This is a genomic window from Flavobacterium inviolabile (genome assembly GCF_013389455.1).
Taxonomy (GTDB): domain Bacteria; phylum Bacteroidota; class Bacteroidia; order Flavobacteriales; family Flavobacteriaceae; genus Flavobacterium; species Flavobacterium inviolabile.
The window spans coordinates 2,216,854-2,237,540 of sequence record NZ_CP058278.1 but is presented as its reverse complement, the minus strand read 5'-3'; the positions used below and the strand labels follow the sequence as shown (position 1 = coordinate 2,237,540).

Here is a 20,687-nt window from a genome sequence, read left to right as displayed (position 1 = left end):
CAGTACTAAACGCTTTCTTCATATAATTTGAAAAGATCGGCAAGGGAAACTACATTTTTGACATCCAGTTTTTCAAATATCCGTCCTTTATAGGTACTAACGGTCGACATCTGAATGTTCAGATGATTGGCAATTTCCAGATTGCCGTATCCGCTTACCAATAACCGGCTTATTTCCAATTCCCGATTGGACAGTTTTTCCAGCGGATTTCCCGATTTGTTTTTATTGAGTAAGTCGTTGATGAGTTTTTCTTTCAGATTCTCACTGATATAGTTGCCCGTTTTTAATACTTTTCCAACCGCCTCTACAATTTCTTCTTCATTGCCAAGCTTGTTAAGATAGCCGTTTGCCCCGGCATTAATATAGCGTATGGCATAAACATCTTCTTCGAAAGCAGAAAACATCAGAATCTTGATTTCCGGACGGATGCTTTTTATTTTTTCAATCATCGAAACGTTATTCCCGCCGGGAAGATTGATATCCAGAATCAGCAAATCGAAAGGTTCGTTCCTTAGTTTCTCCAATATACCGTTTAAAGTATCGGTCTGGACAATTTTAATATTTGGCAGCGAATATTTAAGAATCAGGGAAACGCCCTGTCTAACAACACTATGATCATCAGCTAAAAGTAAATTATATTCAGAAGTCATCGCTCAATTGTTGTATTTAGTAGCAAACATTAGTTAACCTTACAAATATATTGTTTTTTTCATGTTACCATCCGTTTCCTGTACGAAAAGGAAGAAAATCAAAAAAAACGTTCCTAATCAACTGTTCTTAAACCAATTAAAAAAAAAGTCTGTTTTTTTATGCAATTATAGTATTTTATCCAATGTATTGTCTTACTTTTGCAGCGAACGCACAGTAAATGTGGTTACACGTTCACCATAAAAGTCGACTGCTCCAGGTCGGCTTTTATACTTTTAAGCCCTTTCTGTCAGCGCTTTTTGCTTACTTTATCAGTATCTCTTTCATTTTTTTATAAAAATCTCAATTATTTTCAAAAGTAACGGAGAAAGAATCCTTTTGTTTAAATTTTTTTCAATAAAAGAGAATCTCCGGTAAAAAGTTTTCATAAAAAAGAACTTCGGTTTCGATATATAGCCTACCTTTGTCTTAATTTTAATTTTATATAAAATGAACATTTTTGTTGGAAGTCTTCCATTTAACGTAGAGGAAGCAGATTTAAGAGGATATTTTGAAGAGTATGGTACTGTTGACTCGGTTAAACTTATTACAGATAAATTCACAGGTAGAAGTAAAGGATTCGGTTTTATCGAAATGCCAAATGATGACGAAGCTCAAAAAGCTATCGATGAATTGAACGGAGGACAAATCGACGGTCGTACAATTGTAGTGAATAAATCAGAACCAAGACCACAAACACAAAGAAGCAATGGCTTTGGCGGTAACAACCGTGGTGGTAATGGTGGTTATAACTCAAACAGAGGTAACAATAACGGAGGCGGCAGAGGTCGTTACTAATTATTGGAATAGCCCAAAAAAATATAAACCATCTGTAGTAGATGGTTTTATTTTTTTACAGGCCTTTTTAAATACAGTAATTATCGTCATCCTGCGGTTCGCAAGCCGACAGTAATAATTCGTATTCCTCATTTTTCATGTTGTGAACATACTGATTGAGTTCCCGGGTATACAAATTCAGTAAGGCAGCCGATTTTTTCATGCCGTTAATCAATATCCGTAATTCTTCCTGATTGAGCTGGGTATCGTTTAAAAGATCCGAAACACCTAATATCTGCGTGACCGGCTGGCGGACTTCGTGTGAAATCTTAAACAGTATCTTTTCAAGTCGGCGAATTCTTTTTTCCCGCTGCTCTTCCTGTTTTCTTTTTTCGTCTATCGGCACCCGGATTGAAAAATATTGGATGATGGCGTTGTTTTCATCAAAGACCGGGAAGATAATCGAATAGACCCAGTAAAAGCTTCCGTCTTTGGCTTTATTGCGCACCTCTCCATCCCAAACGTTGCCGTTGCCTATGGTTTCCCACATCTCTTTAAAAAATTCCCTGGAATGATACCGGGAATTCAATATACGGTGGTTTTGCCCGATCAGGTCTTCTTCCCTGTATTTCGAAATCTCACAGAACTTCTGATTGGCATAAAGGATCGTTCCTTTTTTGTCGGTAATGGATGAGATTATATTAAAGTTGATATCATCTGAATTTTTATCTAATAAGATCCGGAGATCTTTTATATTCTTTTGCATTATGAATGTAATTTACTCAATAATGAAGACCAAAGTCTTCAACCCCTAAAACAGTAACAAAATTACAAAATGCTTTACCTGTCAAAACTTAAAAAAAACATAATTTTAACTATAATTAACGAGAATTTTACAGTTAACACACATCGTTATATTCCTGTTTTTTTAAGACAAAACAGGAACAAATTCTAATATATCCCTTAAAATAATGGCAGAATCCGGCTTATTTCTCTTTTCTATGACCCCGTCATCTGAAAATTACAGGTGTTCATTTTAATCACAGAAATTAACAATAAGAAAAATCTTAAAATTTTATAGTTTTATTTATGATGATGGCAGTAACCACTCTCATCTTTGGTTATACATTTACACCTCTTACCCAGCTGGGTTTTTCCTTTACATCTTCTTGGCAATCCTTTACAGTCTTCTAACGCAGCAAGAATTTTAATCTGGTATTTTTTACCGTTAGTTACAAATTTTGTATATCCGTTAATATCAAAATGAATTTTCTTAAATCCTTTAATTACGGTATTATCGTCATTATAAATGGCTAATAAAAAATCGTTCGAAAGACGTACTACTAAATTTTTTGTATAAGCACTTTTCATATCATTTACAACAACTTTAGCACAGTAATCGCCATTTCTTTTATTAATTTCAGGAATGAAATTTACTATTTCTGAAGGTGTTGTTTTAATTTTTTCAACAGTGTTTATTCTTATCCCATTTTTTTTTGCCCATAGGATGTTAATAAGCATAGCAATAATATTTTTAATAGTATTTTTTTTCTCATAAGCGTAACTTTTTAGTGGACTTCTACTACCTGCGAATAACAAATAATGCAATCTGTATAGCATAAATAAAAAAGAACAATTGAATTGTTCTTTTTTATTTATGCCGCCAGCAATAACCGCTCTCATCCAATGTTCTGGCTTTACAGCGTTTTCCTTTTTGTGTTTTACCGTAACATCGCTGCGAAATATTCCCTTTAAAACAATTTTCCATTTTATCCAGGATCCGGATCTGATATTCCTTTCCATTGGTTTCAAAAATCGAGTAACCGTCTTCATCAAAAAAAACTTTCTCAAAGCCTTCTACGACCGTTTTGTCTTCATTGTGAATTATTTTTAAATAACCATCTGCTATCGTAACCACAAGGTTCAGGTTGTTTGCACTATTGTTTTCCTTTACAGCAACATCGGCGCAGTAATCGCCATCCCAGTCTTTGGCACACGTTCTGGTATCCCTCACTCTGGATATAGTAGTCATAATACCCAATCCTTCCGTTTCTTCCGTTACCTCATCATTCGCATCGCCTTTACAGCCAGCCAGTAAAAGAAATAAAAAAGTGATACAAAAAAGTATTTTTTCTTTCATAAACATCCGATTTATATTAATAATCTTTTTGTTTACACCAACACATTATCAAACAGTTAGCTACCCTGCTTTTTTATAAGAACTACAATAGCATAAATGTAAAACATACCGGAATATGATCCGAAATTTTCCGGGCTAACGGCATCGTTTCAAAGTTTTTATAGAACAAATGTGTATTTTTAGTCAGCAGTTTTACTTTTTGTGAGTTGTAAAAAATATTATCAAACTCTGATGCCAGGCATTCCTGTTTTTTGCATTTTAACTTTAAAGAGGTCTTCTGATTCTTAAAAACCGAACGATATCCCATTGTTTTCAGCGGATTAAAAACGGTATGCGATTGCGGACAATTAAAATCCCCCACGAAAATCAGGTTGTTTTCAGGATACTGAGAAGGCAGTTTTTTAAAGTGCTTAATCTCCGTTTCCGGCTGTTTCTTCCGGGTTATCGCATGAAAGTTAACCACCGTAAATTCTTTCCCTTTATAGTCAAAACTTCCAAAATAGGGCTCTCTGTCAATCGCTAAATGGTATTTCTTTTCCAGCCAGATTTTCTTTTTCCGGACAGTGGCTGTTTTCCATATAAAAGCATAACGTTCTTTTTTATGAGAACTGCCCGAAGTAGGATCGCTAATCGCATAGTCCCACTGGGCACCTTTCCGGTTAAGTTCATCAGCCAAACGGGCTACAGCCTGCGCGCCGCCATATCCGGCAACAACTTCCTGAATTGCAACAACATCATACTGTTTCACTGTATTCGCAATAAAAGCAATGGTTTCATCACTTTTACTTTTCCCGAAATTGGAAAGGTTCCAGCTGCACAGTTTTACCTGTGACCAGGAAAGACAACTCCATAAAATAAAAAACAGGGCTATGATTTTCTTAGGCATATAGGCTCTATAAAGGGGTTAGAATCTACTAAAATAACTATTTGATCGTAATGTTTGGCGGTAAACTTATTTTCCTTTGTTTATAAAGTCTTTAATTACTTTTTCCATATTGGACGGTAATTCGGCTCCTCTGATCTCAAAGCGTTTCACTTTCATTTCCTGTAACCACTTTCCCCAGTAAGCTTTAATTACATCTTCTTCATAAGGATTTTTAGAATCCGGATTAATTCCCAGTACCAGTACTTCCAGGTTCGACAAATCCTCATTGGCTTTGATAAATCCAAAATCGTTATTGTTCATCTTTTCTTTCCATTGCGAAACGTTTAAACCGTTCTGTTTGATCGTTTTGGAAAGAAGGAAATTGGTTCTGTTTCCTTCTTTTATTTCCGAATTTTTATAAAAAATATAACCGTCCGTCAAAATAACCAAAATGTTCCGGTAATCTTCATCGATGCAATAATCGGTTACCTTATTCTTAAAAAAACGCCAGATATCGGAGCCCGGATAATCTTTTTCTTTTATAGCCAGTTCGTATATCTGTAACGGATTGGTTTCATAAGTAGTTTTTACGTTATCGAGCAGTTCTTTTGAAATATTGTCCTTATCAATCTTTGTTTTCAGCTTATCGGATATCGCATTGATTTCGGTATTACTCGGTTCGGGATCAAAAAACAGTTGCATTTTATCATTCGCCTGACGCACTCTTTTACCTCTAACGTGTTCGGTGAAAGCCTCCGAAACCGATTTGATATAACCGATATCCCTTACATAGTATTCCATTGTTTTATCCGGATGCTTAACCGGGTCAATCCGGTCTGATAAATCCAGGAGAATGCTCACGTTATAGTTTTCCGAAGCATTTTTAACGCCATTGCCTGGCTTATCCGTTACTTTATCTTCTTTACAGGAAACAAGGCATAAGGCAAATACTGCCAATGCAGCGAATTGTATCTTTCTTTTCATAATCTTAAATTTTAGCATAAACCAAATGTTGAAAATCCGGATCACTTAATCTTAAATCGCTTAAATGCCTGTCTGAAACCGATTCACAATCTTCCAACAATTCAGTTTTCTCTTTATGCGGCAGTGCAATTTCGGTATTGATAGCCTGATACCATCCTTCCTTATACTGGTGGTGGTAATGAAGGTATTCCTTAACCGGGAAAACAAATCCGTCAATTTTAGACTGCAATTCCGAGATCTTACCATTGATCGCCGTTACCTGTTGTTTAAAGTCGTTCAGTTTTTTGGTATTGGCTGCTTTTAAGCCGTCCATGTTGAACAGTTCTTCTCTTTTCCCTCTGATAAAGGCTTTTATTTTATCCATGTTTTCATATTCTTTCATCATAAAGTCAAAAACCAGTCCCCAGATAATATATACCACAAATCCGGCAAAAATAATCATCCAGAATTCCGCTTCACCCAAGGCAATTTTCAGGTTATACAAAGCCGAATCGGAGGTCTTGTTGAATTCATATATTTTCTTTTCGATCTGGTAAGCCAATAGAGCATCAAACAAAAAGGTGATCAGGAAAAGGGCTGCAATTTTAAACAGGTTTTTGATTCCCTTGCCCTTTTGCACCATGTGAATCACATAGCCCAATCCCATAAATACAAACGGGATTGTAATGACCAGGACTCCTTCGAGCCAGCTGGCTTTAAAGGCATTGTTTAAAGCATCGGCATCAAAAATGGCTGCTGTCAGACTGTCATTGGAAAACTCTTTAAAAAAAGCCGAATAGGAAGCCGAAATATAGAATACCAGAAGATACAGCGTAATGGGCAATAAGAGCGCCAAACCGATATAGAATTGTGCTTTCAGGCTTTTCCCGTCTTCAATACCATATTTTTCAGGATTCTGTTTGACCTCAACAATTTCTTTTCGCACAGCTTCCATATCTGCGTCTATCTCCTGCTCCTTTTTTTCATAAATGCCAATAGCCGTTTCGCATTTTTTAAGCTCGGTTCTGCTTTTTTCCTGTTCTTCCCTATAGGGCTGTTTCAGTCGCTCCTGCTCCAGTTTCTGCCTTCTGCACTGATCTTCAAAACTGTTAAACAAATTTTGCAGACAGGCTTTTAATACTATCGGCTTACCGGTAGCCTTTATAGAAGCGGCAAAACCACTCTGGTAATAGGTGATCCGGATCTGTTCTTTGTCTTCTTCCCGGTCTTCCGGCTTACCGTTTTGGGAATCTTCAACTTTTTTTAAGCTAAACAATTGCTGTAGTGGTTTCATCGTTTATGCGTTTAATTGATTAATAATTTCTTCCTTTTTAATTCCTTTCTGGACGCAATCAATCAGATAATTCACCAGCTCTTCTATGTTTTCCTCAAGAAATTGAAACTTTTTACAATACTTTTTTAAGGTATTCTTTTCATCATCGGTAATTTTTCCGTCTGCCCACATAATCCGGGTAAGGTCATAGAGGTACTCGATTCGCGTTTCCAGATCTTCCGGAAGCACTGTTTCAGTACTGACCGGATTCATAAAAAGTTTATCCAGTTCATCCTTCGGGATGCCTCTTTCGTCTGCAAAATGATAAAGCATCTGTAGCTCTAAAACATCAAAGCTGTCATCGGATAACGCCATCTGATACAGTCGGAGAAAATGACTTTTTAATTCAATTGACATGGCAATAGTTGTATTCATCTATATACATTTATTAAGGTTGTTTATTTGAGGTTGTCGCTATGCAGATAGCCTATAGTGCCTGTTTTTTCTGCTTTGACTTTGATCCAGGCTTCCGTTGTTTCGATATATAAAACCCGGCTGCCTTTCATTACTTTTTCCAGTATTTTATAATTGGTTCCGGGACCTTGCCGGAGATTGACAAAGGCAACGGTTATAAATATGGGCTGATTGGTATAGTACAACGTTTTTTTAGTCGTTTTAACAGCTTTATCGATTATAACTACCGGTTTTCGGTCTGCCTTTTTCCGATACGTTCGCGCTTCCCTATCACTGCTTTCATTACTGCAGGCACCACAGGTTCCGCCAGCTTTACAATGCTTACAACGGCTACAATTCGTACAGGCAGAACAATAACTGGATCCGGAGCATCTTCCTCCGTCACTCTCGCAACAGGAAGCAATCAGGTTGCTTTTTACCTGCGCAGTAACAGGTATTCCCATAAAACCTGCCAGTAAAAGCAGTAACAGGGTTTTGGTTTTATTCTGTTTCATAAAGCGCTGCAGTTGTCAGGAGTTCTTTTTCAAACAGATAGATGTCGTCAACCGACTGGATGTGCTGCTTTACTTCATTTTTTTGCTCATGAAATAATCCGATATATTTTTTACCGCCATTTAAATGCAAACGGCACAATGGCTTGCGATTGTTATCGTCCAGTAATATTCCGAAATACGATTGGGTATCCCGGCAAACGATCCTGTCTGTAGGCAGTTTTCTTCTCAAAATAGCCACTACAATTCTATAGCCTTCCATTTCTTCTTCGGTCGTGTTGATCTTAGTCTCTTCAACGGCTTCAACCTGGTCTGTTTTTTGTTTTTGTGCTTCCTTATTTAAAGCAGAGTTCAGCCGGTCGTTGATTTTATCACTAATCAACTGGTTATAGGCGCGATGTACCAGTCCTTTGAATTCTTCCATTACCTTTTCGGTTAATCGTCCTGCGTATACCCTGTTAGCAAAAAGTCTTACAAATTCATTCGACGGGGTTTGCAGTTCTTCGCTGATCTGTTTCTGGATCTCCCGGGTATATTTTAAAGCACTGGCATTGTCTACAATTTTATCGACATCAAAATGGGATTTGTGGAATTTATTGATTTCGTGAACCGTATTCTCTTTCAGATTGGTAATATCAAACTCTAAAAATGGTTTTTCATCCATTTTGTTTTTTTCTTCCAGATCCGTATAAAACTGATACTGGATCCCGTTTGTCAATAGCGCAAATCTTGTTTTGGAAACATGGAAATAGCGAAACAGTTGTGAATTGTGTACCGTAAGGTCTTCTTTCCAGTTTTTGCATTCTACAATAAGAATCGGCTCTTCATTTTGAAAAATAGCATAATCCACTTTTTCGCCTTTTTTCAGTCCGATATCTGCTGTAAATTCCGGTACTACTTCTGTCGGATTAAAAGTGTCATAACCTAACAGGTTTATAAACGGCAATACAAAAGCGTGTTTTGTTGATTCTTCCGTTTCTATTTTATCTTTTAACTGATTGATTTTATCCGCTAAGGATTTGATTTGGGTAATTAGTTCCATTATTGCTTTATATTTTGTTTAACACTTCAAAACTATACCTACTACGGATGAATCCATTACGGGTTTCCGTAAAAGCAATTTTTAAATAGCCGGAAATAAAAAACGCCCCCGGAATGGAGGCGTTTTTTTGTACTTCATTTTTTCTAAATTAATCCCAGATCTTTTGAAATCGCTACAAGATGCGGGTTGTTTTTAGCCTTGAGCGATGTTTTTAATCGATTGATACGTTTTTCGATACTGCTCCGGCTATAATTCAGATCATCGGCAATTTCATTCTGATCGGCACCTTTTGACAGCGCCGCAATGATCTTAATATCCAGCTCGTCAATTTCATCCAGCTCCGTTTCCGCCTTACTGTATTTCAATTCCGGCGATACAAACTTCTCATCACTGCCGGAAATCACTTTTATAGCCTGCCTGAATTCCCGCATGCTTTCCCGGCTCTTACTGATATAGGCATTACAATCCAGTTCTTCTAACAAATACTTAATGACATACGGTTTTGTTTCTACAGAATAAACAATGACTTTTATATCCGGTTGTTCTTTGCGGATCGCAGCGATGAGTTCTTCACCCGAATTTAATTTGTTCTCGCGAAACATGTTCTCTACAAAAGACAAATCGCTGATTAACAAATCAAACGGCTCTTTATCAAAAAGGGCTCTTTTAACTTTTAACAAGGCATCGTCACAATACTGTACATGCTGAATATTCTCTTTTGGTGCGAACTCTTCCAACAGTTGTTTTACTCCTAAATTCACAGTATCAAAATCTTCGGCAATTAAAATCTTTCTAAACATATTCATGTAATTTACTTTGGAAATGAAAAACTTACTTTAAATCCTTTCTCAGGAACAGATTCAAAAGTATAGGTTCCGTTAATGCTTTCAATACGGGTTTCCACATTTTGCAATCCGTTTTTTAAAGTCAGGTCATTTTTAGCAATACCAATACCATTATCGGAATAATCGATCTGGATTTTGTCGTCATTCATCTGGAACCGTATCACCACTATCGTACTCTTACTGTGTTTTTTCATATTCACCAGCAGTTCCTGTAAAACACGATATACCACAATTTTCTTTCCGGGTTCTGTCGCATTCCAGTCGATCGTATCGATTCCGTTAGACATCACATTCACCGCATCGCTTTTATATCCTTTAATCACGTCCCTCAGCTGGTCCGGATAATTTACTCCCGTATCGACCGAACTGTTCTCACGGGATATATTCCGGCTTCCTTTATAGATCTTATCCAGGTAATTGAGCAGTACTTCCTTATTGTCTTTATCTGATAAATCTTTTAATTCAGCAAAAGTCATCGTATTGAAAACATCGTTTGCCAGCTCATCATGTACTTTTTTAGACAGCCGGGTTTCCGTTTTGTATTTTTCCAGTTGTTTTTCATTCTGCAAACGGGCTTCGTTTCGTACCGCTGTAAGCTGTTTTTCTTTTTTGTGGCGCCAGTACATTATAAAAACAATCAGCACCACCACAAAAATAACAAATGCCATAACCAGCCTTTGGTTTTCCGATTTGGCCAATTGCAGGCTTTTTTCCGCCTCACTGGCTTTTGCTTCCTTATAATCGTATTTGTTTTTGGCAAATGTGTTTTTATTGGATTGCCGCACTTTAGTGATACTATCATTCAGAGTACTGTACCTGAAAAAATACTGCCGGGATTCCATACCGGAACTCAAACCGGTCAATAGTTTCAGGGCTTCTAACCGATCGTCAATTCTGTTAATATCGGTTGCTCCATGATAAGCTTCCAGGGCATATTTTTTTGAAAGTCCCGGATCCGTGTCTTTATAGTAGTCGGACAAGTGAATACTGCTGATAATTAAATCGTCTTTAATCTGATTCGATTTTCGCAAATCATAGCCTTTTTTAAAATACTCCAGGCTTTTATTGTCTTTCATTCTAAAATAAGCCAGTCCCAGATTATCCAGTATTTTAGCCTGAGTGCTGCTATTTGAGGTCTGTTTTTCGGTCTTTTTTAAAACGGCAATAGCGGCCTCATAATCACCTTTGGAAATTAAGGTCAGTCCGATATTGTTGGCTATAATCGCTTTATTCTCTTTGTCTTCCGATAATTTATACGCCAGATTGTAATACTTTAAAGAGCTGTCAAAATCGTAGGTATTTCTATAGGAAATACCGAAATTATTATAAATTATCTCATAATAATACGTCATATCGGAGTTTTTTAAAAAATCCAGTGCATCCGTATTAATCGATTCCATTTCAAAATAGGCATTGGACTTTTCCAATACATCTGAAATCAAAAGCTGGGTATAAACAACCTCAAGGCTATCTTTTTTATTTTCAAAAATAATTTTTGCCTCATCCAGACAAATCAAAGCATCCTTGTCATTATTCGCATGATAATGATCATATAATCCTAAATTTCTGATCGCATTGCCCAGATGAAAAGTATCTTTCTTTGTTCTGGAAAGCTTTATATACTTTTCAATATATGCTTTTGCACTATCGGGATAATAGCTGTTTAGTAAAGCAGCTTTAGTCTTCATTGTCTTTAGTCTCAGCGAATCAATATTATTCTGACCGGCTAATCGTTCGGCAAGATTAATTTCTTTTAATCGGAATTCTTTTGTTGTATCAGTTTCAATTTCGCTATTCTGAATATGCATATTAATACTGTCCACAACCGGCGGATACCTTTGTGAATTATTCTTTTTTTCTTTTGAACAGGAAAACAGAACTATTACAATTGGTACCAATAAAAACGGGAAACAAAACTTTTTAAGTATCATTTCCCGAAATTACTAAATTTTATAATTAAATTATATTCTCATTTATTATGGTTTTTTTGGCGGCTTGATTGGTAATGTACCATCTCCTCCTGTATCGCCACCTCCAACATTAGGCGGAATCGTATCGCCGTCTTTTGCATAAACCCCTTCATAAGGATTCTGAAATACTGTTTCATTTTGTTTTTGAGTTGGTTCAAACATTGCCTCATTGTCTGTTGTGCATGATACTAACAACACTCCTGTTACTGCGAATGCAGCTATAAAAAATACTTTTTTCATGATTTTAATAATTAAAATTTGGACATGGGCGTTGCTGTCCGGAGTACTATCCGGATCCTTTTTTTCAGGACAACGCCGTTTGATTTTTCTTGTGGGAAGTGTAGTGAAGCAGTAAAAACGTAGTATAGATTATACTTCCCGGATAATTACATTACGTTTTTCCGCATCACTATGTTAGAAGTAGTTTTGTACATTTGTCTCTAATGCATGTCAAGACGTGAACTAATTCTGAGGCAAAGAAATGTCCAATATTTCAGGTACTTACAATGGAATTCCGGTAATTCCGGCAATTCCTGAAGATTCCGTTTTATTCCAATAAATTCTGATTATTGCTTATGAGAAAAAATATAATTGAAGCCTATAAAGCTGCCGTCAGGGCAAAATATAAAGAGGAAAAATTTGGGGAAATACCAAATCCATCTGCTGCAAAATTGAGAGATTTGTGCATCAGGATTTTTACGGAAACTAAAAACCCGGAAGATTTATCAGCTTTCAGGATTTTCTTTGGATTTGAGTTTAAGGAAGACGAAGTTCAAAAAATAAAAAAAGATACCGATCGCTTTAAGCCGATAGGAACTTTTTTAAAAGGTGAAACGGAACTTCGGGATGAAGCTATTGACATGGCCGCAATTTTAGTGGATTTTAAGCCAAGGCCGCTTCAGAAATTTACAAAAGAATTTCAAAAAGCAGCAAATCCAACTTCTGCCGGAGCGGAAACAGATCCGGGTGAATCTGAAACTATGGCTAATGAAAAGGAGAATCCTGATACTATCCAAGGCTTTGTCAATATAGATGATGAAAAAAAAGACGGGATACCACCGGTTCCGCCAAAAGGTTCTCTGACCATTAATGAACGGAGTGCAAAATTCTTATGGGCTATTGGTGGTGCAACAGTGCTGATATTGTTGATCTGGGTCATGACGGAACACTTTTTTACACCTAAAAACTGTATGATATGGACCAGTGACCATTATGAAGCTATTGACTGCAATACCACAGCAAAATCGGGAAAAATTATCGCTTTAGATGAAAAACTGCTACTGGAATTCAAACAGCTGCCCATCAGTTCTTCTCTTGTATTTTTTGACGAAAGCGGCCAGCCTATAGTCTGGTATTCCAAATCGCCGGAAAGAAATATAGAATTGTTCAATAGTCCGGGGAAACATCCGGTAACCGGGGAAACATTAAAAAAGATAACACCCAATATCATTAGTACCTATATCGATTTAAATCCGAACAAATAAAAAAAGGCGGGGCACGTTGTGTCCCGCCTTTTAAATATATACGTATTATATCGTTAAAAAACAGAAAAGCCTCATTATAATAATGAGGCTTTTCTTAATACCAGTTTTGTTTTTTCTTTTTGGAAAGTGTCTTTCCATCGCGTCTTTTTACATTGGATTTACCTTCAAAACTTAATTGTTTTTTCTTGCTTTTTGTAAAAAACCTAATAACTGATTCAAGTAAATTAGACATGAGAGTTTAAATTTGCTCTTCAAATGTATAAAAATTCATTAAATTAAAAATTTTTATGACTATTTTTTACATTAAAACAACATCAAATAGTAAAAAAATAGTAATTAACACAATTTTTGAAAAATAAAACAATTTGTAATGATTCTAAATTATACTATTTTTCTTATATATTTAAATTTATATAAGTTTTTTAATACAGTTTTTCACTTCTCCTATCCGATATCAGGTTACGGAAAACCGTAATGCCGCTGTCATACGCTTCAATAAGTTTGTACTGAACATTATGCCTTGTTCCAACAGGCATATAAAACGTATAATCTAAATATAAAAAAGTATGGCATTCATTAACAGTTTAGCAAAAGGTTTTATCAGGTCGGCCGTTAACCAGGCGGGCAGGGATTATGGAAGATCCTTAAACAATCGTGTTTATATCGACTCTCAGGTCACTTCTTTAAACCTGATTTCAAATACGACCCAAAATACCGATCTGAAAGAAGAAAGGGAATATATTTATGTAAAGTTCATTTGGGCTATTATACTTTCATTAGTGTTACCGCTGGTGGGAAGTTTAATTGTCATCTACCGGGGTTATGTGAACTATACCAAAAACTATAAGATGATGTACCGTATAAAAGAGGAAATGATGTATTCCAGGGACAGAAGATTCCGGAACGGACTTAGGCCGGAAGGCTACCGCGATGTAAAGGTAAACGAGAAAGTAGCTATTGACGAACAAAAAAAAGCCAAAAACAGGTATAAGGCTATCGGCTATTTTATAATTGGAGGAGTCATTTTTACGATATACTTTATCCGGTTTTTTGTAATAAAGTAAAGATTGAGGTGGTGTTATTGGTTGGATTAAACAGCATAAAAAAAGCGGCTTTATTTCTAAAGCCGCTTAAAGTAAGGGTGGATCATAGGTCAAACCCCGAACCACATATCTTTAGATATCAAACCATTACATTAATCCCTAACCCTTTATGGAGATCGAACCACAATTTTTTCTAAATATTCCCCCCTTGTTAATCCCTTTCTAATAAAGGGATTTTTCATTTTTACAGAATTGTTTTATCGCATAGTTTGTATTCTATTTTATCAAAAAAATCACCCATAAAAATATAATTCTGATAATTTCAGATAAAAAAACAAGAATCATCTTAACTTAGCGCATCTTTATACAAAATACAAAGATGATTGACGCAATGCGTAAATTAGAGCGTTAGCCGTCATTGTACAGCAACCATAACCAATAGACAAACAAAGATTGATGACAGAAAAATTTTCGACAATAAATAGCACACTTTCGCCAAATGGACTTAGTGAACTTATCAGGCAAAAATATGGACTAAGCGACAAAACGGAATGTAGCATCTTCCGCCTTGCAATGAACCATTTATACCTAGTTCATGATAACGAAAACAAATACGTTTTTAGAGTTTATACCTGGAATTGGCGGACAAAATCAGAAATAGAAGAAGAATTAAGACTTTTAGTTCATCTTAAAGAAAATGACAAACAGGTTGCTTATCCAATAGTAGACAAATCAAACGAATACATACAAGAAATTGAAGCGCCGGAAGGAAAAAGATTTGGTGTTTTATTTTCATATGCCAAAGGCAACAAGACAGCAAGATTTTCAGCTGAAACAAGTTTCTTAATTGGACAAGCACTAGCAAAAGTCCATCAATCGACAGAAAATTTTGAATTGTCGAGAATGTCTTATAATTCTCAAAACTTACTTGACAACTCTATTATAAGAATAAAAAAGTTCTTCGCTAAAGCCAACAGCGAAACTGAATTTTTAGAAAAACTCTCAATTTTTTTAACGTCGAAAATGCCCGGAATGGACAAACAGAAAATGAGATATGGAAGTGTTCATCTTGATGTTTGGTTTGACAATTTACATATTTACGATGAAAAAGACGTGACCTTTTTTGACTTTGATTTTTGTGGAAACGGCTACTTATGTTTTGACATTTCTTATTTTTTATACCAGTTACTTGCAACAAATTTAAACGAAGAAGAATATCAGATAAAAGCCGAACGTTTTTTAAAAGGTTACGAATCCGTAATTGAGATTAGTGATGAAGAAAAAAAGTTTTTGCCTTTTGCCTGTTTAGCAATTATGACCTATTACATAAGTGTTCAGTGTGACAGATTTGAATATTGGACTAATATTTTCTTAAATGAAGACCATTTAAAGCGAATGGTAGGAAATATGAAACGGTGGATGGCTTATAATAAAATTGAAATGTAATAACAATTGGAAAACAACGAACGGCTCACAAATTTTTTAGCTCTCATGGGTGAAATCAGAATAAATTGGAGCAATTGTCCGGTAAACAGGACAATAATGTTGATGCTAATAAGATTTGCCTTGAAGAAAAAGCGTTTTACGAACTTGTAGAACAAAAAAACACCATCATCGGAATATATTAAATGTTTTCAGTTAGGTATGATGCAATACGAAGTCGAAAAAAAGATAGAGCGCAATATGATTTTTTTAAAGGACAGACCTGGTATAGATAACGACTATAGAAAAGATAGAGATGTTGATATGGAAAGATAATAATCAATTCCACTATTTACACCTCCTTTTTTAATCTGTCTGATACTAAGCAATAAATATTAATTTAATAATGAGGAAAATATGAAACAGGATTTAGTTTGGTATGCCGTATATGGGTCAAATTTGCATGAGGATCGTTTTATGTGTTACATTAAAGGAGGTAAGCCTTCCGGAAGTAATAAAGACTATGAACCTTGCAATGATATATCTAATCCGGTCAAAACACTTCAATATAAAATAAACTATGAACTAATATTTTCTAAAAATTCTAAGACATGGCAAAATGGCGGCGTGGCTTTTATAAATAAGATTAAAAACTCTGAACAAAACACATATGCAAAATTGTATTTAATCACCAAAGAACAATTCAATCATATAGCAAAGGGTGAAACAAGTTCAACTGAGAGAATAAATATTGATTTTGAAAATACAATTAGTACCGGATCTTCAGTATTCAAGCAGCATTCATGGTATGGTATGGCATTATATATAGGTGAAATAGAGGGTTATCCTATTTTAACTCTGACAAGTGAGTATGAATTAAAAGATTTTAAGAAACCAAGCTCCGATTATCTTAGCCAAATTATAAAGGGTTTAAAAGAAACACATTCATTATCTCATGATGATATTTTTGAATATCTGAAATCTAAAAATGGTATCCTAAAAGAATATCTGGATTCAGAACTTAGTTCCATTATCAGTAAAGTTCTAGGATAATAAAACTTAAAAATGTTCTACCTATGTTGTACCCAATAAAAAAGCCTGTGCTTTATATAGCACAGGCTTTCGTTGTTTAAGGGTGAATGATGGGTCTCGAACCCACGACCTTCGGAACCACAATCCGACGCTCTAACCAACTGAGCTACAATCACCATTTGATTACGGGTGCAAATATACGCCATTTCCCATATCCTGCAAATATTTTTTAAAGAAAATTATATTAAATTTTCTAAACTATTGACAGCCAAATACCTCTCTGCCGTAAAACCTTCACCAAAATCGGTCCCGATCAGTCTTCCCAGGTCCTGAGAGCGGTAATTCAGGCTTTCCAAAAAGTTTTTTGTGGCTATCGGCGTCACCGGTTCGTTAGAATTCGGCTCATAAAACTGGGAACTGTATGCCATTATTGCGGCAACCTTTGTATCCATAAACCCGGTTACGTCCACTACAAAATCGGGAGTGATGTTTTTCCATTGTATATAATGGTACACTACTTTTGGTCGCCAGGCTTCCTGAGCTGCACCATCTACTTCCGTTTCGATACGTCGCAATCCGGATAAAAAGCAGGCATCCGAAACCAGCTTGCTACCTTTTCCATGGTCGATGTGACGGTCGTCAACAGCATTGCACAATACTATTTCAGGACGGTACTTGCGAAGCATTTTAATGATCTCCAATTGGTGCTTTTCATCGTTTACAAAAAAGCCGTCACGGAACCTGAGATTCTCTCTTACGGCAATCCCTAATATTTCCCCCGCTTTACGCGCTTCTTCATCGCGTATTTCGGCAGAACCGCGCGTTCCCAATTCCCCGCGGGTTAAATCAACAATGCCTACTTTTTTCCCTAAGGATATTTCTTTTGCTATGGTAGCGCCACAACCCAACTCTACATCGTCAGGATGCGCTCCAAAAGCCAGTATATCTAATTTCATTTTTAAATCTTTATATCGTAACTATTATAGCAACACTTTTTTCATCGTCATGGATTTGTTCAGCGTCTCGAAAAACTCTTTTTCAGGATCACTGTCCTTTGTAATACCACAACCGATAAAAAGGTGTACATTTTCTTTTTTTAACTTCATGCATCTCAAATTGACATACAAATCGGAATGCTCACTTCTTCCGGTCGAAAAATTCTTGTTGAGCTCTCCCAAAAAACCGGAATAAAATTCCCGGTCGTAACCTTCATTTTCAAGAATAAAATCTTTGGCAAGATGTTTCGGCAAACCGCAGACAGCCGGCGTGGGATGCAAAATTTCCACAACCTGTTTCAGGCTTTCCTTATCGTTTAACCGTGCCGAAATATCCGTTTTGATATGCAGCAGATTTCCCGCCCGTGCCGTATACGGACTGGATACCACTTCCTCCGAAACACGGTCTTTAAGCTTATCCAGAATAAACTCGGTTACAAAATGCTGCTCCTCTATTTCTTTTGGTTCCCAAACCACATTCTCCGTTCCTTCATATAACTGCGTTCCGGCAAGTGCCACCGTTTGCAGCTGGTAGTCCTTCACTTTTAACAGCTGTTCCGGCGTTGCTCCCATCCACATCCCTACTTTGGGATGATAAAAGCAATACTTAAAGGCATTAGGATAATTAGACAGCAGCCTGTTAAACAAATGCTCTGTTTCCTTATTTTCAACGGCTACTTTCTCTTTGCGGGACAAAACCACTTTTTGGAAATATCCTGACTGTATCGCTGCTACCCCTTTTTCAACCAGTGTCTCAAAATCGGCTTTAGCCTCCTGCTCAAAATCCTTTGGAATATTTACGTCTTCCGGCAGCGCATTCTTTTCATATTTTTCAATGATGATTTCCGCATAATCCTCCGGAATTAAAACATAATTCTCCCCGTCGAAGGGTGCAAAAACAAATCCCGTTTCGGCAAACGTTTCGGCATGATACAAATGATCATTGCTCTGAAACAAGCCAACTATTTCATCGGAACCGGGTTTGGAATAGATCACAAAGGGCAAATTTATCCCTTGCTGTATCTTTACTTTAAGGAATAAATCGGTCATGACTCTCTTTTTGGTAAAACCATATTGGTGAGCTTACACAGGGAGATCAGGTTCCCTTCTTCGTCGGTAATTTTAATTTCCCATAAATGAAGACTTCTTCCTTTATGTATAATCCGGGCAGTTCCGTAAACGATTCCCTCCCGTTTGCTTTTTAAATGATTGGCCGAAATTTCAATCCCTCTTACCTCTTGTTTTTCAGGATTTACAAACATAATAGAAGCGGCACTTCCCACGCTTTCTGCCAGGGCAACCGATGCCCCTCCGTGTAATAAGCCCATCGGCTGGTGTACTCTTGGATTAACAGGCATTTTGGCTACTAAAAAATCTTCTCCGGCATCTATATATTCTATTTCTAAAGTTTGCATCAAAGTGTTCTTCGACAAATGATTGCAAAGTTGCAGTACTTTTTCTTTATCAAATGACATAGTGTAGTTTTTGAAGGGTAAAAATACAAAATCAAAATCGAAGAGAGAATAAATTACCTTGCTTAACGTTATACATAAATTCTCTTTTAAGTATAATTTAACATCTAAAAATTAGTATTTTTACCAAAATTCAAAACCATGCGCCATTATTACTATTTTCTTTTAGTGACTATATTAATCTCTTTGAGTTCCTGCCGTAACGATTTCTCGTTTGAACCCAGCAGCGGAAATTTAGAATTTTCTAAAGAAACGGTTTATCTGGATACCGTTTTTACCAATATTGGTTCCAGCACCTATACTTTAAAAGTATACAACCGTAGTAATAAGGATATCAAAATCCCAAGTGTACGCTTAGGAGAAGGAGAAAATTCAAAATACCGTTTAATGGTCGACGGTATGCCCGGTAAAGTATTCAACAATGTAGAACTGCTGGCAAAAGACAGTATGTATATTTTTGTGGAAACCACTATCAATTATAATGAGTATGCCAATCCGGATGCCCAGTATTTATATACCGATAAAATCGAATTTGATTATGGTGCCAACTATCAGAAAGTAGACCTGGTAACGCTGGTTAAAGATGCCTATTTCATCTATCCGGGACGTACGAACGGCATTTACGAACAGGTGGAAGCCGGTATCGACAACGAAGGTAACATCCTTACCACAAGAGGCCGGAACCTAAATGAGGTGCATCCTGATAACGGGAATGAATTCCTTTGGAAAAAAGACAAACCTTATGTAATATACGGCTATGCCGCTGTTCCGACCGGAAAAACACTGACAGTTGAAGCCGGTGCCCGAATCCACTTCCATGCCGAATCCGGACTGATTGTACAAACCGGAGGCAGCTTAAAAGTGGACGGTTCAAAATCGACAACGGAAGCCTTAGAAAATGAAGTTATTTTCCAGGGAGATCGTTTAGAACAGGATTTCTCTGAAATTCCGGGACAATGGGGAACAATCTGGCTGCGCAACGGCAGTACCGGACACCATTTAAAAAACCTGACCATTAAAAATGCCGTTGTAGGCTTATTAACCGAAGGAAATGACGGTACAGACGAAACACTGAAACTGACCAACGTTCAGATATACAACAGTGCCAACGTTGGCCTGTTGGCCCGTAATGCCCATGTTAAAGGGGATAATGTTGTAATCAACAAAGCCGGACAGGCCGGATTAGCCTGTACCTATGGCGGGAAATATGCATTCCGTCAATCCACCTTTGCCAACTACTGGTCCCGCCCGAACCAGGTTGCAGTTGCAGTCGATAACGGTCCTGCCGAACAGCCGGTTGCTTTGGAAGCAGCCCAGTTTGACAACTGTATTATCTTCGGTTCCAGCAATATTTCGCTTTCAATGAGTAAAAATCCTGCCGCAGCTTTTAACTATAAATTCAACAACTGCCTGATTAAATTCTTTGATGTAGCACAACAGTATGCCAACAATAGCCTATACCCTATTGCCAATACAACAGATTACGCAAATTGCCGTATTGCTGTAAATTCCAACAGTAATTCTTTTAAACCGGAATTCAAAAACACCGCTAAAAACCAGCTGAACATCGGAGAAAACTCCAGTGCCAGAGGATATGGTGTAGCGGTAGCCAATCCGTTTTTAGAAGATATCTTAGGAAATTCCAGACCAAACGGCGGTTCCGATCTGGGAGCTTATCAATATATTCCGGAATAAAACCCCGGTAAAATATT

At 36.7% G+C, this 20,687-nt stretch carries 22 protein-coding genes and 1 tRNA gene; 6 read left to right on the top strand and 17 right to left on the bottom strand.

What is annotated here, in order from left to right:
• Positions 1-5 precede the first annotated feature (5 nt).
• Positions 6-650: a response regulator transcription factor gene (locus tag HW120_RS10045; RefSeq protein ID WP_177733749.1), complete on the bottom strand. Its 645-nt coding sequence runs from the start codon at positions 648-650 to the stop codon at positions 6-8.
• 487 nt (positions 651-1,137) lie between these two features.
• Here HW120_RS10045 and HW120_RS10040 point away from each other — a divergent pair, with 487 nt between their 5' ends.
• A complete protein-coding gene (locus HW120_RS10040) occupies positions 1,138-1,485 on the top strand; it encodes an RNA recognition motif domain-containing protein (protein WP_177733747.1) in 348 nt (115 codons plus the stop codon).
• Between the two features lie 67 nt (positions 1,486-1,552).
• Here the strand turns inward: HW120_RS10040 and HW120_RS10035 are convergent, their stop codons facing one another.
• The 12 genes from HW120_RS10035 to HW120_RS09980 form a co-directional block, all read right to left on the bottom strand.
• The gene (locus HW120_RS10035) at positions 1,553-2,230 is read right to left on the bottom strand and encodes a PAS domain-containing protein (RefSeq protein ID WP_177733746.1); all 678 of its coding nucleotides are present in this window, start codon (positions 2,228-2,230) and stop codon (positions 1,553-1,555) included.
• A gap of 317 nt (positions 2,231-2,547) precedes the next feature.
• The gene (locus HW120_RS10030) at positions 2,548-3,147 is read right to left on the bottom strand and encodes a hypothetical protein (RefSeq protein WP_177733743.1); all 600 of its coding nucleotides are present in this window, start codon (positions 3,145-3,147) and stop codon (positions 2,548-2,550) included.
• A complete protein-coding gene (locus HW120_RS10025) occupies positions 3,116-3,604 on the bottom strand; it encodes a hypothetical protein (RefSeq protein WP_177733741.1) in 489 nt (162 codons plus the stop codon). The genes HW120_RS10030 and HW120_RS10025 overlap by 32 nt, the downstream gene beginning before the upstream one ends.
• An 82-nt stretch (positions 3,605-3,686) precedes the next feature.
• Positions 3,687-4,490, bottom strand: coding sequence for an endonuclease/exonuclease/phosphatase family protein (locus HW120_RS10020; RefSeq protein ID WP_177733739.1), 804 nt, complete (start codon positions 4,488-4,490; stop codon positions 3,687-3,689).
• 66 nt (positions 4,491-4,556) lie between these two features.
• A complete protein-coding gene (locus HW120_RS10015; RefSeq protein WP_177733738.1) occupies positions 4,557-5,453 on the bottom strand; it encodes a hypothetical protein in 897 nt (298 codons plus the stop codon).
• A 4-nt stretch (positions 5,454-5,457) separates the two neighbouring features.
• Positions 5,458-6,726: an ABC transporter permease gene (locus HW120_RS10010; RefSeq protein WP_177733736.1), complete on the bottom strand. Its 1,269-nt coding sequence runs from the start codon at positions 6,724-6,726 to the stop codon at positions 5,458-5,460.
• 3 nt (positions 6,727-6,729) lie between these two features.
• Positions 6,730-7,140, bottom strand: coding sequence for a TerB family tellurite resistance protein (locus HW120_RS10005; RefSeq protein WP_177733733.1), 411 nt, complete (start codon positions 7,138-7,140; stop codon positions 6,730-6,732).
• 23 nt (positions 7,141-7,163) lie between these two features.
• The gene (locus HW120_RS10000; RefSeq protein WP_177733731.1) at positions 7,164-7,673 is read right to left on the bottom strand and encodes an SH3 domain-containing protein; all 510 of its coding nucleotides are present in this window, start codon (positions 7,671-7,673) and stop codon (positions 7,164-7,166) included.
• The gene (locus tag HW120_RS09995; protein ID WP_177733729.1) at positions 7,660-8,712 is read right to left on the bottom strand and encodes a type I restriction endonuclease; all 1,053 of its coding nucleotides are present in this window, start codon (positions 8,710-8,712) and stop codon (positions 7,660-7,662) included. The genes HW120_RS10000 and HW120_RS09995 overlap by 14 nt, the downstream gene beginning before the upstream one ends.
• Positions 8,713-8,855: 143 nt before the next feature.
• The gene (locus HW120_RS09990; RefSeq protein WP_177733727.1) at positions 8,856-9,512 is read right to left on the bottom strand and encodes a response regulator; all 657 of its coding nucleotides are present in this window, start codon (positions 9,510-9,512) and stop codon (positions 8,856-8,858) included.
• 11 nt (positions 9,513-9,523) lie between these two features.
• On the bottom strand, positions 9,524-11,365 hold the full coding sequence (locus HW120_RS09985; RefSeq protein WP_218618712.1) for a tetratricopeptide repeat-containing sensor histidine kinase: 1,842 nt from the start codon (positions 11,363-11,365) through the stop codon (positions 9,524-9,526).
• A gap of 168 nt (positions 11,366-11,533) precedes the next feature.
• Positions 11,534-11,767: a hypothetical protein gene (locus HW120_RS09980; RefSeq protein ID WP_177733723.1), complete on the bottom strand. Its 234-nt coding sequence runs from the start codon at positions 11,765-11,767 to the stop codon at positions 11,534-11,536.
• Between the two features lie 335 nt (positions 11,768-12,102).
• On the opposite strand from HW120_RS09980, the gene HW120_RS09975 reads away from it, so the two are divergent.
• From HW120_RS09975 to HW120_RS09960, 4 genes are all read left to right on the top strand, one after another.
• A complete protein-coding gene (locus HW120_RS09975; RefSeq protein WP_177733721.1) occupies positions 12,103-13,011 on the top strand; it encodes a hypothetical protein in 909 nt (302 codons plus the stop codon).
• A gap of 566 nt (positions 13,012-13,577) precedes the next feature.
• Positions 13,578-14,075: a hypothetical protein gene (locus HW120_RS09970; protein ID WP_177733719.1), complete on the top strand. Its 498-nt coding sequence runs from the start codon at positions 13,578-13,580 to the stop codon at positions 14,073-14,075.
• A 435-nt stretch (positions 14,076-14,510) separates the two neighbouring features.
• Positions 14,511-15,500, top strand: coding sequence for a phosphotransferase (locus tag HW120_RS09965; protein ID WP_177733717.1), 990 nt, complete (start codon positions 14,511-14,513; stop codon positions 15,498-15,500).
• A 393-nt stretch (positions 15,501-15,893) separates the two neighbouring features.
• Complete coding sequence (locus HW120_RS09960) at positions 15,894-16,529, top strand: hypothetical protein (protein WP_177733715.1); 636 nt, start codon at positions 15,894-15,896, stop codon at positions 16,527-16,529.
• Positions 16,530-16,609: 80 nt separating this feature from the next.
• Here the strand turns inward: HW120_RS09960 and HW120_RS09955 are convergent.
• From HW120_RS09955 to HW120_RS09940, 4 genes are all read right to left on the bottom strand, one after another.
• A tRNA-His gene (locus HW120_RS09955) sits at positions 16,610-16,685 on the bottom strand.
• 62 nt (positions 16,686-16,747) lie between these two features.
• Positions 16,748-17,464, bottom strand: a complete 717-nt coding sequence (gene bshB1 / locus HW120_RS09950) for a bacillithiol biosynthesis deacetylase BshB1 (RefSeq protein WP_177733713.1) — start codon at positions 17,462-17,464, stop codon at positions 16,748-16,750.
• Positions 17,465-17,488: 24 nt separating this feature from the next.
• Positions 17,489-18,553, bottom strand: coding sequence for an isochorismate synthase (locus HW120_RS09945; RefSeq protein ID WP_177733711.1), 1,065 nt, complete (start codon positions 18,551-18,553; stop codon positions 17,489-17,491).
• The gene (locus tag HW120_RS09940; protein ID WP_177733709.1) at positions 18,550-18,978 is read right to left on the bottom strand and encodes a PaaI family thioesterase; all 429 of its coding nucleotides are present in this window, start codon (positions 18,976-18,978) and stop codon (positions 18,550-18,552) included. Before HW120_RS09940 ends, HW120_RS09945 begins: the two co-directional genes overlap by 4 nt.
• Before the next feature lie 138 nt (positions 18,979-19,116).
• Between HW120_RS09940 and HW120_RS09935 the strand changes: the two genes are divergently transcribed.
• Complete coding sequence (locus HW120_RS09935) at positions 19,117-20,670, top strand: hypothetical protein (protein WP_177733707.1); 1,554 nt, start codon at positions 19,117-19,119, stop codon at positions 20,668-20,670.
• Positions 20,671-20,687 lie beyond the last annotated feature (17 nt).

Bases quoted from the DNA above. Each gene is read 5' to 3' on its own strand.
- HW120_RS10020 (WP_177733739.1), bottom strand. From the start codon at position 4,490: ATGCCTAAGAAAATCATAGCCCTGTTTTTTATTTTATGGAGTTGTCTT.
- HW120_RS09995 (WP_177733729.1), bottom strand. From the start codon at position 8,712: ATGGAACTAATTACCCAAATCAAATCCTTAGCGGATAAAATCAATCAG.
- HW120_RS10030 (WP_177733743.1), bottom strand. From the start codon at position 3,147: ATGAGAGCGGTTATTGCTGGCGGCATAAATAAAAAAGAACAATTCAAT.
- bshB1 (WP_177733713.1), bottom strand. From the start codon at position 17,464: ATGAAATTAGATATACTGGCTTTTGGAGCGCATCCTGACGATGTAGAG.
- HW120_RS10040 (WP_177733747.1), top strand. From the start codon at position 1,138: ATGAACATTTTTGTTGGAAGTCTTCCATTTAACGTAGAGGAAGCAGAT.
- HW120_RS09970 (WP_177733719.1), top strand. From the start codon at position 13,578: ATGGCATTCATTAACAGTTTAGCAAAAGGTTTTATCAGGTCGGCCGTT.
- HW120_RS09945 (WP_177733711.1), bottom strand. From the start codon at position 18,553: ATGACCGATTTATTCCTTAAAGTAAAGATACAGCAAGGGATAAATTTG.
- HW120_RS10015 (WP_177733738.1), bottom strand. From the start codon at position 5,453: ATGAAAAGAAAGATACAATTCGCTGCATTGGCAGTATTTGCCTTATGC.
- HW120_RS10025 (WP_177733741.1), bottom strand. From the start codon at position 3,604: ATGAAAGAAAAAATACTTTTTTGTATCACTTTTTTATTTCTTTTACTG.
- HW120_RS09965 (WP_177733717.1), top strand. From the start codon at position 14,511: ATGACAGAAAAATTTTCGACAATAAATAGCACACTTTCGCCAAATGGA.
- HW120_RS10005 (WP_177733733.1), bottom strand. From the start codon at position 7,140: ATGAATACAACTATTGCCATGTCAATTGAATTAAAAAGTCATTTTCTC.
- HW120_RS09990 (WP_177733727.1), bottom strand. From the start codon at position 9,512: ATGTTTAGAAAGATTTTAATTGCCGAAGATTTTGATACTGTGAATTTA.
- HW120_RS09985 (WP_218618712.1), bottom strand. From the start codon at position 11,365: ATGCATATTCAGAATAGCGAAATTGAAACTGATACAACAAAAGAATTC.
- HW120_RS09940 (WP_177733709.1), bottom strand. From the start codon at position 18,978: ATGTCATTTGATAAAGAAAAAGTACTGCAACTTTGCAATCATTTGTCG.
- HW120_RS09935 (WP_177733707.1), top strand. From the start codon at position 19,117: ATGCGCCATTATTACTATTTTCTTTTAGTGACTATATTAATCTCTTTG.
- HW120_RS10035 (WP_177733746.1), bottom strand. From the start codon at position 2,230: ATGCAAAAGAATATAAAAGATCTCCGGATCTTATTAGATAAAAATTCA.
- HW120_RS10010 (WP_177733736.1), bottom strand. From the start codon at position 6,726: ATGAAACCACTACAGCAATTGTTTAGCTTAAAAAAAGTTGAAGATTCC.
- HW120_RS09960 (WP_177733715.1), top strand. From the start codon at position 15,894: ATGAAACAGGATTTAGTTTGGTATGCCGTATATGGGTCAAATTTGCAT.
- HW120_RS09975 (WP_177733721.1), top strand. From the start codon at position 12,103: ATGAGAAAAAATATAATTGAAGCCTATAAAGCTGCCGTCAGGGCAAAA.
- HW120_RS09980 (WP_177733723.1), bottom strand. From the start codon at position 11,767: ATGAAAAAAGTATTTTTTATAGCTGCATTCGCAGTAACAGGAGTGTTG.
- HW120_RS10045 (WP_177733749.1), bottom strand. From the start codon at position 650: ATGACTTCTGAATATAATTTACTTTTAGCTGATGATCATAGTGTTGTT.
- HW120_RS10000 (WP_177733731.1), bottom strand. From the start codon at position 7,673: ATGAAACAGAATAAAACCAAAACCCTGTTACTGCTTTTACTGGCAGGT.